This is a genomic window from Pseudomonas sp. PSE1(2024) (genome assembly GCF_050990555.1).
GTDB classification, from domain to species: domain Bacteria; phylum Pseudomonadota; class Gammaproteobacteria; order Pseudomonadales; family Pseudomonadaceae; genus Aquipseudomonas; species Aquipseudomonas aphyarum.
Genome location: NZ_CP158967.1, coordinates 4,951,459 through 4,966,278, shown reverse-complemented (window position 1 = coordinate 4,966,278; position 14,820 = coordinate 4,951,459). Strand labels below are relative to the sequence as shown.

Genomic DNA, 14,820 nt, shown 5'->3' with positions numbered 1-14,820 from the left:
CGTGTGGCGTTAACCTGCGTTCATCTTATGGAAGAGAGAACGCGTCATGGATAACCAGCCTTCAGCTCCATCGGTTTATCAACTGGCCCCCGAGCAAGTCGCCGGGCCTTATTTTCGCAATCCCAAACTGCTGCGCCGCAATATCAGCGAAGGTGCCGAAGGCCTGCCGCTGCTGCTGCGCCTGACCATCGTCGATGCCATGACCGCCGAGCCGGTCAGCGGTGCGCTGGTGGATATCTGGCACTGCAACGCACGTGGCGCGTATTCCGGCTGGAGCCGGATCAATCCGGACGTGGAAGTCGACGTCGAGGACATCGGCTCGATCCCGCGAACCGACGACGACACCTACCTGCGCGGCGGCCAGTTCAGCGACCACAAGGGCAGGGTGCGCTTCACCACGATCTACCCGGGTTTCTATGCCGGGCGTGCTCTGCATGTTCACGTGGCGGTGCGCATCGTCGCCGGCAACGAGTACCTGGAGGAGCGCAATGTGGCCTGGGTCGGGCAGCTGTATTTTCCGGAGGTTGTTTCTCGCGGCGTGCTCAATGCCAAGGCCTATCGCGGGCGCAGTTCGCTGCCGGTGTGCAACGCCGACGATGCCTACTACGCCAACATGGGCGGCGAAGAGTCGACCCTGACGGTGTGGCCGATCGGCCGCGATTCACACGAGGACGGTTACTTCGGCCACCTCACGATCGGCATCGACACCTTTGCGGTGTCGTCGCAGATCAAGCCCGAGGACTTCGACAAGTACACGGTTTAGCGCAGCTCGTTCAGCGCCAGAATCAGCGACTGAATCTCCGCCGCCGTCGTGGTCAGCGACGGCGTGACACGGATGCACGGCCCACAAGCCGCGCCGTTGCGCACCACGGTGAACAGGTTGTAGTCGTTGAGCAGGCGTTCGACCATCGCCTGCTGGTCAGCATGCCGGGTAAAGCGCATCGAGGTGATGCCGCAATACAGACGCGGATCGTCCGGGGTCATGACTTCGATGCCCGGCAGGTTACGCACGGCGCTGACCCACAGGTTGCGCAGGTAATTCACCCGCGCGCCTTTGGCGGCCGCGCCACCCAGTGAGCGGTGTTCCTCGAACACCAAAGGCAGGGTCATCAGCGCCGGAATGTTCGGCGTGCTGTAGGGCGTGCGTGAGCGGATATCGCCAGCCGAAAAATGCATCTCGCCCATGTCCGGGTCGATGTCGGCGAGGCGCTGCGGAGCAATGTAGAGAAAACCGAGCGTCAACGGCGAGCCGATCCACTTGTGCAGGTTGTACCCGGCGAAGGCGATGCCCAGCGCTTCCAGGTCGAACTCTATCTGGCCAAGGGCATGGGCGCCATCAAGGATGATATCGACGCCGTGCTCGTTGGCCAGCGCGGCGATGGCCTGCACTGGCATCACCAGCCCGGTGCGGTGGGTGACGTGGGTCAGGGCCATCAGCTTGAGCTTCGGATAGCGGATGAAGGTTTCGCGGTACGTGGCCAGCAGGCTGTCGAAGGTGGCGGGGTGGGCGTGCTCGATCTCGATCACCTCGACCCCGCGATGCTTTGCCAGCCAGCGCATGGCGCCCTTGACCGTGTCGTACTCCAGATCGCAGATCAGCACCTGATCGCCAGGCTGCAGGCGGTTGTAGTTGCGGATCAGCGATTGCAGGCCGGCAGTGGCGTTGTGAGTGAAGGCCACGCTTTGCGCGCGGACGCCGATCAGCTCGGCCAGTTGCGCGCGGATGTCGAGGCTGTCGTGCTGTTCGAAACGCTGGCGCACGTAAATCGAGTTGCTGTTGTTGATCAGCTCGATGTTGCGCTGGTGCTCCTCGACCACGGTGCGCGACATGCGCCCGAAGTAACCGTTCTCCAGATTCACGGGGCCGGGGTGGCGGTCGTAACGGTCGGCGAAGGTTTGCCAGAAGGCTTCGTCTCGGGCGCGGCGGGTGTTATCGGGCATGGTCGACTCGACTCGGATCAGGGTGACGCCTCAGTGGCGCGGGGCAGGCTTGCCGTGTTTGGCGCGCAGCGGTTCGAGCAGTTCCGACAGGCCGTTGTGATCGATTTCCTGCATCAGGGCCAACAGTCCGCCCAGTTCGCCATGGGGAAATCCTTCCCGGGCGAACCAGTTCAGGTACGGGCCCGGCAGGTCGGCAATGATCCGGCCCTTGTACTTGCCGAAAGGCATTTCGCGGGTGATCAGCAGTTCGAGCTTTTCAGGGTTCATCGTTGGAATCGTCTGGCTTTGAAAACACTTCGGAAAATACAGGCATTCTGCATGCAGGCCAAATGACAGATCATGCAAATAACAGGCATACAGATTCTCGTTGTATTTGTAAGTTATTGAAAATCAAAGATTAAATTCTTTGCTGGAAGCTGGCACGACCACTGCAACACTCCTTGCATCTTTCACCCACGCAAGGAATTGAAAAATGACTGACATGAATAAAGAAGCCATCTCCGTCCTCAACGACCTGATCGAAACCAGCAAGGACGGTCAGGAAGGGTTCAAGACCTGCGCTGAAGACATCAAGCATCCAGAGCTGAAAACCCTGTTCGTGAAACGCTCCGCCGATTGCGCAACGGCTGCGGCCGAGCTGCAAGCTGCCGTGCGTTCGATGGGTGGCGATCCGGAAACCTCGACCAGTGTCAGCGGTGATCTGCACCGTCGTTGGGTCGACGTCAAAGCGATGTTCACCGGCAAGGACGAAGAAGCGGTGCTCAACGAAGCCGAGCGCGGTGAAGACCACGCCCTGAAGGCTTATCGTGAAGCGATCGAGAAGATCAACAAGCACAATCTGGTCGGCATCCGTGATCTGGTCGAACGCCAGTACCACGGTGTGCAACGCAATCACGATCAGGTGAAGGCGCTGCGTAACCAGGCTCGCGCACGCTCGTAAGCGTTCGAAGCCCACAAAAAACGCCAGCTAGTCTGGCGTTTTTTTGTGTCCGGATTTAACCGAGGACGATCAGCCGATGCTGATGGCCGGCAACGTCGGCAGGGTAACGGTCTGTTGCTTGCGCGGCGCCAGAATCTCGGCCTCGCCGTCCACCACCAGCTCATCGCGCTGGTTGAACACGCGAGTGGCGATGCGTACGCGGAATTTTGGCAGTTTCTCGAGAATTTCCAGGCGTACGGTCAGGGTGTCGCCGATCTTCACCGGCTTCTGGAAGCTCATCTGCTGGCCGATATAAATGGTGCCCGGTCCAGGAAGCTCGCAAGCCACTGCGGCACTGATCAGCGCACCGCTGAACATGCCGTGGGCGATGCGTTCCTTGAACATGCTGGCGGCGGCGAACTCGGCGTCCAGGTGCACCGGGTTGTGGTCACCGGACATCGCGGCGAACAGCTGAATGTCGCGTTCTTCGACGGTCTTGCTGTAGCTCGCGGTCTGGCCCACTTCGAGGGCTTCGTAAGGGATGTTGGTAACCTGGGTCATGGGTCTGAATTCCTGTGACGGATGAAATGAATCCACAAAAAATTATTCGCTGCGGTGCGGCCGGCGATGGCTCAGGGCCTGGTCGATCCAGGCCAGCACATCGGCGGTCACTTCGTCGCGGTTGCTCTCGTTGAACAATTCGTGCCGCGCCTGCGGGTAGATCTTGAGTTGCAGGTTCTGGCTGCCGGCCGCGCGCAAGGCGTTGGCCAGATCAGTCAGACGCTTGCCTTCGCTCACCGGATCACATTCGCCGCCGATCACCAGCAGCGGCAGGCCCGGATCGATCTGGGCGAGATTGGACGCTTTGCTGATTTGCTGCAACCCGCCGAGCAGGTCGATCCACAGTTGATTGGTGCAGCGAAAGCCGCACAGCGGATCGGTGGCGTACTTGTCGACCTCGGCCGGGTCGCGACTCAGCCAGTCAAACGGTGTTCGTGCCGGCTTGAATGCCTTGTTGAACGAGCCGAACGACAGCCACTCGATCAGCGCGCTGCGGCCTTTAGCGCCCTGGCGCAGCTTTTCAAACCGGGCGATCTGCCGGGCCGCTCGGTACAGCGCAACCGGCTGGAAATTCGAGCCGCTGAGAATCGCGCCGTGCAGGCTGGCGCTGTGATGCAGTAAATAAGCCTGGGCAATGTAGCTGCCCATGCTGTGCCCGAGCAGCACGATCGGCACCTCCGGATGACGCTGGCCGAGGAACTGGTTGAGGCTCGCGATATCTCCAACCACCTTGCACCAGCCATCATCATCGGCGAAATGCCCCAGCGTCCCATGATCGGCAGTTTTGCCATGGCCGCGCTGATCGAGCGCGTACACACCGTAGCCTTCGGCGCAGAACGCCTCTGCCAGCCGTGCGTAGCGGGCGCTGTGTTCTGCCATGCCGTGGGCCAGCAGAATCACCGCCTTCAGCGGCGCGTTCGGCAGCCACAGGTTGACGAAGAGACGGCTGCGGTCACTCGCGTCCAGCCAGAGTGTGTCGTGGATCATGGCGATTCCTTTTGCGGCCTGTTTTTGCTGAAGCGTCTTGCAGAGGTTGCATTGTATAGCGCGTCCGATCAGCTCACGCCACGGCAGGAAGATTCACACGATCAATGACGACCTTGCCCATATTTGCCTGATTGACCATAGCTGCTAGTGTCCGTGAAGCCCCGCTTTTTGCTCTCGGCTTTTTCAGGGACAGAAAGAAATGACAGCGAAGCGGCCCCGGATCGGCTCAGGTAAAGAGGACAAGAACAATGCAACCTGATTTCTGGAATGACAAACGCCCGGCGGGCGTACCCCTGGACATCGACGCGGGTGAATTCAAGTCGGTGATCGAGGTGTTCGAGCGTTCCTGCAAGAAATTCGCTGATCGCCCGGCGTTCAGCAACATGGGCGTGACGCTGACCTATGCCGAGCTGGAGCGCCAGAGCGCCGCGTTCGCCGGTTATCTGCAAGCCCACACCGATCTGGTGCCGGGGGATCGCATCGCGGTGCAGATGCCCAACGTCCTGCATTATCCGATTGCCGTGTTCGGTGCGCTGCGTGCCGGGCTGATCGTGGTCAACACCAACCCGCTGTACACCGCGCGGGAGATGCGTCACCAGTTCAAGGACTCCGGCGCCCGGGCGCTGGTGTACCTGAACATGTTCGGCCAGAAGGTCCAGGAAGTGCTGCCGGACACCGACATTCAGTACCTGATCGAAGCGAAGATGGGCGATCTGATGCCCACCGCCAAAGGCTGGCTGGTCAACACCGTGGTCAGCAAAGTGAAGAAAATGGTGCCGGCGTATTCGCTGCCCCAGGCGATTTCCTTCAAGAGCGCACTGCGCATGGGCCGGGGCCTGGGCATCAAGCCGTTGAAGGTCGGTCTGGATGACATCGCCGTGCTGCAATACACCGGCGGCACCACCGGCCTGGCCAAGGGCGCGATGCTCACCCACGGCAATCTGGTGGCGAACATGCAGCAGGTTCGCGCCTGTCTCGGCCAGTTCGGCAGCGACGGCCAGCCGCTGCTGCGCGAAGGGCAGGAGGTGATGATCGCGCCGCTGCCGCTGTACCACATCTATGCCTTCACCGCGAATTGCATGTGCATGATGGTGTCGGGCAACCACAACGTGCTGATCACCAACCCGCGTGACATCGGCGGCTTCATCAAGGAGCTGAAGAACTGGAAGTTTTCGGCGCTGCTGGGGCTCAACACGCTGTTTGTCGCGCTGATGGATCATCCGGACTTCAAGACCCTGGATTTCTCCACGCTCAAACTCACCAACTCCGGCGGCACCGCGCTGGTCAAGGCCACCGCCGAGCGCTGGGAGCAGATCACCGGTTGCCGCATCACCGAAGGCTACGGCCTGACCGAAACCTCGCCGGTGGCCTGCACCAACCCGTACGGCGAGCTGTCGCGGATCGGCACGGTCGGCCTGCCGGTGCCGGGCACCCGGTTGAAAGTCATCAATGACGACGGCGTCGAACAGCCTCTGGGCGAGCGCGGCGAGCTGTGCATCAAGGGCCCGCAGATCATGAAGGGCTACTGGCAGAAACCCGAGGCCACCGCCGAAGTGCTGGATGCCGAGGGCTGGTTCAAGTCCGGCGACATCGCGGTGATCGACCCGGACGGTTTCGTGCGCATCGTCGACCGCAAGAAAGACATGATCATCGTCTCCGGTTTCAACGTGTACCCGAACGAGATCGAAGACGTGGTGATGGCTCACCCGAAAGTCGCCAACTGCGCGGTGATCGGTGTGCCGGACGAGCGTTCCGGGGAAGCGGTGAAGCTGTTTGTGGTGGCGCGGGAAACCGGCGTGAGCCTGGAAGAGCTGAAGGCTTACTGCAAAGAGAATTTCACGGCGTACAAGGTGCCGAAACACATCGTGCTGCGTGAGTCGTTGCCGATGACGCCTGTCGGGAAAATTCTGCGGAGGGAGTTGCGCGATATCGCCTGATCGGTGAATGGCCGCGCTTCGCGCGTTCGCGGGCAAGCCCGCTCCCACAGGGATCTCTGTCGTCCTTGTGGGAGCGGGCTTGCCCGCGATGCTTTCAGGTGTATGTCCCCGAAAACCGGGACTTTCAAGGTGTTATAGGATTTTTGCTCTAAAATGACTGCCAGTAGTTCTTGAGTCATTAAAATGACTGTAGGGGCCGCGTTTGGCTCTAGTCGACCCTTGGCAAAGCTGCTACTCTCGGCGCGCTTTGTGACTTCTCGGCCTTGTAAAAAGCCAGACTCACCAATAAACAAACACCAATAATAATCGCATCAAATGCGGTGCTGAATTCGCGTTGCTGAGGAGTGGGCTTCCATGATCGAAGACTTTTGGAAGGATAAGTACCCCGCTGGAATTGCTGCCGACATCAATCCAGACGAGTACCCGAATATTCAGGCAGTGTTGAAGCAATCCTGCCAACGCTTCGCCGACAAACCGGCGTTCAGCAACCTGGGCAAGACCATCACCTACGGTGAACTGTACGAATTGTCCGGTGCGTTTGCCGCTTATCTGCAACAGCATACCGATTTGCAGCCCGGTGATCGAATCGCCGTGCAACTGCCCAACGTGTTGCAGTACCCGGTCGCCGTCTTCGGTGCCATTCGCGCCGGGCTGATCGTGGTCAACACCAACCCGCTGTACACCGCGCGGGAAATGGAACACCAATTCAACGACTCCGGTGCCAAGGCGCTGGTGTGCCTGGCGAACATGGCGCACCTGGCCGAAGCCGTGGTGCCGAAAACCGGCGTCAAACACGTCATCGTCACCGAAGTCGCCGACCTGCTGCCGCCGATCAAGCGCCTGCTGATCAACAGCGTCATCAAGTACGTGAAAAAAATGGTTCCGGCCTATCACCTGCCAAAAGCCGTCAAGTTCAACGACGTGCTGAGCAAGGGCCAGGGTCAGCCGGTCGCCGAAGCCAACCCGGACAGCGGCGATGTTGCGGTGCTGCAATACACCGGCGGCACCACCGGCGTAGCCAAGGGCGCGATGCTCACCCATCGCAACCTCGTTGCCAACATGCTGCAGTGCAAGGCGCTGATGGGTTCCAACCTCAATGAAGGTTGCGAGATCCTGATCACCCCGCTGCCGCTGTACCACATCTATGCGTTCACCTTTCATTGCATGGCGATGATGCTGATCGGCAACCACAACATCCTGATCAGCAACCCGCGCGACCTGCCGGCGATGGTCAAGGAACTGTCGAAGTGGAAGTTCAGCGGCTTCGTCGGCCTCAACACGCTGTTCGTGGCCCTGTGCAACAACGAAGGTTTCCGCAAGCTGGATTTCTCGGCGCTGAAAGTCACCCTGTCCGGCGGCATGGCCCTGCAACTGGCAGCAGCCGAGCGCTGGAAAGCGGTCACCGGTTGCCCGATCTGCGAAGGTTACGGCATGACCGAAACCAGCCCGGTGGCCACGGTCAACCCGATCCAGAACATCCAGATCGGCACCATCGGCATTCCGGTGCCGTCGACCCTGTGCAAAGTCATCGACGATGCCGGTGTCGAGCAGCCGCTGGGCGAAATCGGCGAACTGTGCGTCAAGGGCCCGCAAGTGATGAAGGGCTACTGGCAGCGTCAGGAAGCCACCGACGAAATGCTCGACAGCGAAGGCTGGCTGAAAACCGGTGACATCGCGCTGATCCAGCCGGACGGCTACATGCGCATCGTCGATCGCAAGAAAGACATGATTCTGGTCTCCGGTTTCAACGTCTACCCGAACGAACTGGAAGACGTGCTGGCGGCCCTGCCGGGCGTGTTGCAGTGCGCGGCCATCGGCATTCCGGACGAGAAATCCGGCGAGGCGATCAAGATCTTCATCGTCGCCAAACCGGGCGTCACCCTGACCAAGGAACAGGTGATGGAGCACATGCGCGCCAACGTCACCGGCTACAAGGTGCCGCGTTCGGTGGAGTTCCGCGATGCGCTGCCGACCACCAACGTCGGCAAGATCCTGCGCCGCGAACTGCGCGACGAAGAGCTGAAGAAGATCAAGGCGAAGACCGCCGCATAAAACAAAAAGCCCCGCAGATGCGGGGCTTTTTGTTGGTTTACCGCTTGATCGTTCCCACGCTCTGCGTGGTAACGCATCCCGGGACGCTCTGCGTCCCTGCCGTGCTGGACGCGGAGCGTCCGGGGCGGCATTCCCACGCAGAACGTGGGAACGATCAGCGTGAGTGTCTTATTGGCGGAACGGCGCGAAGTTCACATTGGTGCCCGCCGGGCGCATGTCCTGCAGGTACGAGTCCTTGTCGGCGCTCAGTTCCAGGCTCAGGGCAGCCTTGCGCTTGCCTTCGTTACGGATCACCAGGCCTTCGAGCTTCTCGCGAAGGAACACGGTCGGCACTTTCAGGTGCAGCAGTTCGTCGGTGGCCGGGGTGTGCATCAACAGGTGAATCCACTCGTACTGACCGATCGCCAGGCGCGACACCGGCAAGTCGAACCACCAGATGTTGCGGTTGCGGTTCAGTTCGGCGAAGTGGCAATTGTTGGTGCCGAGCACGGCACCGCCCAGTTCCTGGTTGCGACGGGCGATGGCCTGCTTTTTATCGAGTTTCATAACATTCCTGCGGGATCGGTTCTGTGGCGCGTGGCGCCCTTATGGTGGGCATTCTCGGGGGTACGGTCGCAAACATAAAGCCCAACCTGCACGTCGCGACGAAATGAAGCCGTGAAAATAAATGAAACTTGGCGCAAACCGGGCCAGTCAATCATTACGTACTGACTTTCCCCGTTAATGTTCCAAGGAGAATCACCATGGGTAGCACGAGCGATAAAGTGAAAGGCATGGCCAACGAAGCCGTCGGCAACATCAAGCAAGGTGTCGGCAAAGCCACCGACAACACCAAACTGCAGGCCGAAGGTAAAGTGCAAGAGAAGAAAGGCGAGGCCCAGCAAGCGGTGGGCAAAGCCAAGGACGCGGTCAAGAAAGGCGTCGACAAGGCTTGATAGAGCCTTGAACGAAACAACGAAGCGGCCATCCAAGGATGGCCGTTTTCGTGTCCCGTTCATATGCGGTCACGGATCACAGTGTTTCAAAGTCGCCAAGTAAGCTACTTTGATGAGAGAAAAACGGCCCCTGAGTCGCCACGACTTCAACCTGTTTTGCGGCGAAAGGAGACGCGAATGATTTTTCCGGACATGAAAGGTCTGCCCCTGCACCGGGTGATGGTGCGCACGGTCACTGAATTCGTCGACGACGAGATGTCGACCTATGCCTCGGCACTGGCCTACCAGATGCTGTTCTCGCTGTTCCCGTTCATTCTGTTCCTGATTGCCCTGATCGGTTTCCTGCACCTGCCGGACTTCTTCTCCTGGCTGCGCCTGCAATCGGAGCTGGTGTTGCCGCCCCAGGCGCTGGAACAGGTCAACCCGGTGATCGATCAACTGCAGCAGTCCAAGGGCGGCCTACTTTCGGTGGGTATCGTCATCGCCCTGTACACCGCGTCCGCCGGCGTGCGCCTGATGATGAGCGCGATGAACGCCGCCTACGACGTGGTCGAGGGCCGGCCCCTGTGGAAGCGCTTTCCGCTGTCGATCATCTACACCGTCGGCATCGCCGGCATGTTGCTGGTGGCCGCGGCGCTGATGGTGCTCGGGCCGCAGGTGATGGGCTGGATCGCCGCGCAGGTCGGGCTGGAAGAAGTCATCGTCACCTTGTGGACGATCGCCCGCTGGCCGGTGATCGTGATCCTGATGATGGTGGCCGTGGCGTTGATCTACTACGTGATGCCCGACGTCAAACAGGAATTTCGCTTCATCACGCCGGGCTCGGTGCTGGCGGTGGTGGTATGGATCATCGCGTCCCTGGGGTTCGCGTTCTACGTCAAGACATTCGCCAACTACAACGCCATGTATGGCAGCATCGGTGCGATCATCGTGCTGTTGTTGTATTTCTACATTTCCGCCGCCGTGTTGTTGCTCGGCGCAGAGATGAATGCGGTGATCGAACACATGTCCAGCGAGGGCAAGGATCCGGGCGAGAAAGTCCCCGGCGAACTCGATGAACATCCCAAACAACACGTTTCCGGCCTTGGGCGCGATCACTCGCTCAAGCCGAACACTGACGAAGCCTGATCATGATCCGTGAAATCCTGAAGATGGGCGACGAACGCCTGCTGCGCATCGCTCCGCCAGTGCCCGCCGAAATGCTCGACAGTCCGGAACTGTGGCAACTGATCGACGACATGTTCCAGACCATGGAAAGCGTCGGCGGGGTCGGCCTGGCCGCGCCGCAGATCGGCGTTGATCTGCAACTGGTGATCTTCGGCTTCGAGCACAGCGAGCGTTACCCGGACGCCGAAGCGGTGCCGCAGACGATCCTGATCAACCCGCTGATCACGCCGCTCAGCCCGCTGATGGAAGAGGGTTTTGAGGGCTGCCTGTCGGTGCCCGGCCTGCGGGGCGCGGTGGATCGCTACCAGCAGATCCGCTACGAAGGCGTCGACCCCAAGGGCGAGCCGATTGTGCGTGTGGCCTCGGGGTTCCATGCGCGGGTGGTGCAGCATGAGTGCGATCACCTGATTGGGCGCCTGTACCCGTCGCGCATTACCGATTTCAGCAAGTTCGGTTTCACCGAGGTGATGTTTCCGGACCTCGATCCCCACGCTGACGACTGAACCTGTGGGAGATTCTATGTTGCAGGGGAACCCTGCAACCTTAAATTGGGTTGGTATTCGCTCTGATTTTTCATGAGGGCGAATGCCACCCGGCAAAGCTTGCGGGCGAGGATGACCAAGGCCTGGGTTCTGGCCAGACCTCTTGCCAGATAGGATTCATAGAACGGTTTCCAAACAGGGGATCGACAAGCTGCCATAGCTGCATTGTGTGCAAGACGCCGTAATTCCCCGTCACCTTTTTTGCTCAAGTGGCGAGGACTGTGTTTCTTGCCTGAGTCCTTTGCCTTCAAATCCATTCCCAGAAAGGCGATGAACGCATCGGCGCTGGGGAACTCACCTCGCATATACGTAGTTGCCAAGCCCGTTGCCGTGAGTTCACCAATCCCTTCAATCGCTTTGCAGCGTCTGATGTTTTCGCTAATGCCGGCCTCTTGGCTGACTTTGCGAAGTAATTCCTGAATGGCCTGATCAAGCTGTTTGAAATGCTCCAACCCATGGGCCAAAAGATCTTCAAGGAGAGGTTCGTTTGACCAGCTCAGCATGATACTGACTCGGGCCTTCATCAGCTGCGCACGCTTGTTAAGCAGACTTTTCAACACCGTGTAGTGCCGTGGTGGTGGGCTCCAGACCCGCAGCCGGTGCTGTTCACTGGTTAGATAACGCGCCAGAAGACGTGCATCACAAGGGTCGGTTTTTGCACGCTGACCGATGCTTTCGCGGTAATGGCTCACCCGGTAAGGGTCCACGACGTAAACCCGATGCCCCATACCATGGGCCAGTTCGGCCGTGTCCAGGTGGTAGAGATTAGTGGCTTCCAGGGCGATCGAGCTTTGTGCGGGCAAGGTCTTCAGCCAACGACCTACAGACGTGCGGTCATTGTTGATGACCTGGGTAATTTCCAGATCTTCGCGATAAACAACGATTTCGGCCTTGGCCACATCGACACCAATCACCGTTGGCGAGGTAAGGATTGTCATGACGAATCCTCGGAGCTAGGGTTTAAGAGCTTGTCGGGGTCTACCGTAGCGCTGGCTTGCCTCTATCGTCGGTTTTACCGATGAATTCCTTATCGGCGCTTTAGGTAGAAAGGGCGGGACGAGAAGTCTCCCACGGTCCGTACTGGCTAGAGTCGGAATCGAGCTTTTAGTCCCGCCCACCCCTTCAAGTCTAAACATACAAGCGAGCTTGCTCGCGATAGCGCAATGTCAGTCAATTTATTCGCAGCTGATGGACCGCATTCGCGAGCAAGCTCGCTCCCACAGGGGATCACCGGCGTTCAAAAAGCTCCATGGCAATCATCGGTTTGCTCCGCGCATAACGGCTCAAGCGCTCGGCCATCGCCTGGGGCAGGGCGGGGTCGAAGGTGAAGCCGCGCCGCTCGTAGAAACCGCGCAGGTCCGGGTGGCAGAACAGCCACACCGGCGCCTCGACGCTCTGCACCGCTTCGGCAATCAACTGCGCAGCGATGCCTTGCTCTCGGCACGCCGGATCAACAAACAGCCCGGTCAGCCAATGCCCGCCGAACACAGGTCGCAGGCACAGCGCCGCCACGATTTCCTCCCGCCGCGCCACCCACAATTGCGCCTCGCGCACCGCTTTCATCGACGATTGATGCTGGCGGTAGAACTTGTTCATCAAGGGCCAGGACAGGTCGTCGAGCTGGCTGAAACGGATGTCGGTCATGAATCGGACTGCCGGTGCAAAAGCCGCGGATTATAAAACAACGTGCCCGCCGGGATAGGTGTATACCTGATCTCACATCCCCTCTGAGTGGAGTACGCATCATGTCCAAAGGTATGGATTCGAAGAAAGCCGCGAAGAAGAAACCGGCCAAGACCGCCATCGAAAAACGCCACGAGAAAAGGGCGAAGAAAGTCGACATCTTTGGCCACTGATCACGCCGTTCGGGAGCCCGGATCCGGGCTCCCGCCTTGTCCTTGAAATCAGCCTGCAAAAATAATCTGCAAGAATCTCCGTTGTCGTTGCACAGAAGGAATGGACTCCTTTTCCGAGCAACGCCATGGCCCATTACTTTGACGATCAGCATCGTCAGCAAATCGAAACCCTGCGCCAGCGCTTCACCGCCCGCACCGAGTGGCCGACCTGGCTGCTGCTGATCGGCGTCTACGGCGGCTGGTTCGCGATTGTGCTGGGCAGCGAACGGCTCGGCGTCTGGTGGAGCACGCTGCTGCTGATTCCGCTGCTGGTACTGTGGCTGTCGGTGCAGCACGAATTACTCCACGGTCATCCGACGCGCTGGACCTTCGTCAACAAAGTCCTCGGCTACGCGCCATTCGCGGTGTGGTATCCGTACACGCTCTATCGCGACAGCCATTTGCAGCACCATCGCGACGAAGACCTGACGATTCCCGGTATCGACCCCGAAAGCCGTTACCTGAGTGCCGAACGCTGGCAGGGCAGTTCGCTGTTCGAACGTAGCCTGCACTGGCTGAACAAGACCGTATTGGGCCGCTTCATTCTTGGCGCGCCGCTGGGGTTGCTGGCGCTGGCCGGTGAAGAGTTGCAACGTCTGAAAAACGGCGAGCGCCAGGCCTGGCTGATGTGGCTGACCCACGGCGCCCTGACCGTGCTGATGCTGTTTTTCATCGCCCGCTACAGCGTGTTGCCGGTGTGGCATTACCTGTTTTTGATCAGCGTGCCGGCGCTGTCGATCGCGATGGTTCGCTCCTACTATGAACACCGGCCGCACACGCAACCGGAGCAGCGCACGGTACTCAACGAAGCCGGATGGCCGTGGCGCTGGCTGTTTCTGAACCTGAATTTCCATCTGGTGCACCACGATTTGCCGAAGCTTTCGTGGTACGACTTGCCCGAGGCCTACCGCATGCGCCGGGAGCAATGGGTGGCGCGCAGCGGCGGATTTCTGGTGCAAGGTTATGGGCAATTGTGGCGCCAGCACGGCATCAAGCCGATCGACAGCCCGCAGCATCCGTTTATTTGAGGCCACCATGACGTCAGGTTACGCAGAGCTGTTGATGTACATCGCCCCCGAGCCGATCCGCGCGGCGAACGAGCAGTGGCTGGCGCGGATCCTCGAACACCTCGGCCGTTCGCGGCTCGATGCCGACGGCCTGTCGCTGCTCGAACTCTGGCGCTCGCCTGAGTTGCTGCTGACCCAGACCTGCGGCTATCCGTTGATGACCGCGCTGCGTGGGCAGGTGAGGATTGTCGGCCGTCCGCGCTACGAATTGCCGGACGCCAGCGCCGGCAATCATTGCAGCCTGATCCTTGCCCGCGCCGATGATCCGCGCCGCAGTCTGGCGGAGTTCTTCGACAGCCGCGGGGTGATCAACAGCGAAGATTCCAACAGCGGCATGAACCTGTTTCGTCAGCGCCTGGCCCCATTGCACCGGGACGGCCAGTTTTTCGCTTCGGTCGGCATCAGTGGCGGTCATCGCGAAAGCCTGCGCTGGTTGCGCGAAGACCGTGCCGATCTGGCGGCCGTCGACAGCGTGACCTTTGCGTACCTGGCGCAGTACGCCGCCGCAGAGGTCAGCGGATTGCGAGTGGTGGCGCGCAGTGCATTCAGCCCGACCTTGCCCTTCATTACTGCTGCCAGCACGACCGACGCGCAGATCGGGCATTTGCGCCGGGCCATGAACCGCAGCCTTCAAGACTTGCCGGATGTGGCCCGCATCCTCGGTGTGCCTGAAGTCCTGCCCGCCAGCGAAAGCGATTACCTCGTCCTGCTGGATTACCAGCGCGAGGCCGAAGAGCTGGGTTATGGCCGCTTGCGCTAGCGGCTTCTTGTAATTCACTAGTGGAATATAAAAATTCTTTTTAAGTATTTTTAACGC

At 59.8% G+C, this 14,820-nt stretch carries 16 protein-coding genes; 9 read left to right on the top strand and 7 right to left on the bottom strand.

What is annotated here, in order from left to right; translation table 11 throughout:
• Nucleotides 1-46 precede the first annotated feature (46 nt).
• Entirely contained in the window at nt 47-763 is a 717-nt protein-coding gene (locus tag ABTV87_RS22560; RefSeq protein WP_085606566.1) for an intradiol ring-cleavage dioxygenase, read from the top strand.
• Here the strand turns inward: ABTV87_RS22560 and ABTV87_RS22555 are convergent.
• Complete coding sequence (locus tag ABTV87_RS22555) at nt 760-1,941, bottom strand: aminotransferase class V-fold PLP-dependent enzyme (RefSeq protein WP_433898387.1); 1,182 nt, start codon at nt 1,939-1,941, stop codon at nt 760-762. The genes ABTV87_RS22560 and ABTV87_RS22555 overlap by 4 nt on opposite strands.
• A gap of 30 nt (nt 1,942-1,971) precedes the next feature.
• Complete coding sequence (locus ABTV87_RS22550; protein WP_003213031.1) at nt 1,972-2,208, bottom strand: DUF3820 family protein; 237 nt, start codon at nt 2,206-2,208, stop codon at nt 1,972-1,974.
• A gap of 205 nt (nt 2,209-2,413) precedes the next feature.
• Here ABTV87_RS22550 and ABTV87_RS22545 point away from each other — a divergent pair, with 205 nt between their 5' ends.
• Complete coding sequence (locus ABTV87_RS22545) at nt 2,414-2,881, top strand: PA2169 family four-helix-bundle protein (protein ID WP_007951153.1); 468 nt, start codon at nt 2,414-2,416, stop codon at nt 2,879-2,881.
• Between the two features lie 69 nt (nt 2,882-2,950).
• Here ABTV87_RS22545 and ABTV87_RS22540 read toward each other — a convergent pair whose 3' ends face one another.
• Together ABTV87_RS22540 and ABTV87_RS22535 are read right to left on the bottom strand one after the other, a co-directional pair.
• Entirely contained in the window at nt 2,951-3,421 is a 471-nt protein-coding gene (locus ABTV87_RS22540) for a MaoC family dehydratase (protein ID WP_003227420.1), read from the bottom strand.
• A gap of 42 nt (nt 3,422-3,463) precedes the next feature.
• Nucleotides 3,464-4,408: an alpha/beta hydrolase gene (locus ABTV87_RS22535; RefSeq protein ID WP_433898386.1), complete on the bottom strand. Its 945-nt coding sequence runs from the start codon at nt 4,406-4,408 to the stop codon at nt 3,464-3,466.
• A 248-nt stretch (nt 4,409-4,656) separates the two neighbouring features.
• Between ABTV87_RS22535 and fadD2 the strand changes: the two genes are divergently transcribed.
• Nucleotides 4,657-6,345, top strand: a complete 1,689-nt coding sequence (gene fadD2 / locus ABTV87_RS22530) for a long-chain-fatty-acid--CoA ligase FadD2 (protein ID WP_007951151.1) — start codon at nt 4,657-4,659, stop codon at nt 6,343-6,345.
• A gap of 354 nt (nt 6,346-6,699) precedes the next feature.
• On the top strand, nt 6,700-8,397 hold the full coding sequence (gene fadD1 / locus ABTV87_RS22525; RefSeq protein ID WP_433898385.1) for a long-chain-fatty-acid--CoA ligase FadD1: 1,698 nt from the start codon (nt 6,700-6,702) through the stop codon (nt 8,395-8,397).
• 168 nt (nt 8,398-8,565) lie between these two features.
• Here the strand turns inward: fadD1 and ABTV87_RS22520 are convergent, their stop codons facing one another.
• Entirely contained in the window at nt 8,566-8,943 is a 378-nt protein-coding gene (locus ABTV87_RS22520; RefSeq protein ID WP_007951149.1) for a hypothetical protein, read from the bottom strand.
• 197 nt (nt 8,944-9,140) lie between these two features.
• Here ABTV87_RS22520 and ABTV87_RS22515 point away from each other — a divergent pair, with 197 nt between their 5' ends.
• The 3 genes from ABTV87_RS22515 to def all read left to right on the top strand — a co-directional run bounded on the left by ABTV87_RS22515 (nt 9,141) and on the right by def (nt 11,002).
• Nucleotides 9,141-9,332: a CsbD family protein gene (locus ABTV87_RS22515; protein ID WP_102687273.1), complete on the top strand. Its 192-nt coding sequence runs from the start codon at nt 9,141-9,143 to the stop codon at nt 9,330-9,332.
• A 177-nt stretch (nt 9,333-9,509) separates the two neighbouring features.
• A complete protein-coding gene (locus ABTV87_RS22510) occupies nt 9,510-10,460 on the top strand; it encodes a YihY/virulence factor BrkB family protein (RefSeq protein ID WP_085606556.1) in 951 nt (316 codons plus the stop codon).
• Between the two features lie 2 nt (nt 10,461-10,462).
• On the top strand, nt 10,463-11,002 hold the full coding sequence (def, locus tag ABTV87_RS22505) for a peptide deformylase (protein WP_433898384.1): 540 nt from the start codon (nt 10,463-10,465) through the stop codon (nt 11,000-11,002).
• A gap of 14 nt (nt 11,003-11,016) precedes the next feature.
• On the opposite strand, the gene ABTV87_RS22500 is transcribed toward def, so the two are convergent.
• Nucleotides 11,017-11,979 carry an IS110 family transposase gene (locus tag ABTV87_RS22500; protein ID WP_433897948.1) on the bottom strand — a complete coding sequence of 321 codons (963 nt, stop codon included), beginning with the start codon at nt 11,977-11,979 and terminating at the stop codon, nt 11,017-11,019.
• Nucleotides 11,980-12,268: 289 nt separating this feature from the next.
• Nucleotides 12,269-12,685 carry a GNAT family N-acetyltransferase gene (locus tag ABTV87_RS22495; RefSeq protein WP_433898383.1) on the bottom strand — a complete coding sequence of 139 codons (417 nt, stop codon included), beginning with the start codon at nt 12,683-12,685 and terminating at the stop codon, nt 12,269-12,271.
• A 337-nt stretch (nt 12,686-13,022) separates the two neighbouring features.
• Here ABTV87_RS22495 and ABTV87_RS22490 point away from each other — a divergent pair, with 337 nt between their 5' ends.
• Both ABTV87_RS22490 and ABTV87_RS22485 read left to right on the top strand, forming a co-directional pair.
• Nucleotides 13,023-13,964 carry a fatty acid desaturase gene (locus ABTV87_RS22490; protein WP_433898382.1) on the top strand — a complete coding sequence of 314 codons (942 nt, stop codon included), beginning with the start codon at nt 13,023-13,025 and terminating at the stop codon, nt 13,962-13,964.
• 7 nt (nt 13,965-13,971) lie between these two features.
• Complete coding sequence (locus ABTV87_RS22485) at nt 13,972-14,763, top strand: phosphate/phosphite/phosphonate ABC transporter substrate-binding protein (RefSeq protein ID WP_433898381.1); 792 nt, start codon at nt 13,972-13,974, stop codon at nt 14,761-14,763.
• Nucleotides 14,764-14,820: the final 57 nt, after the last annotated feature.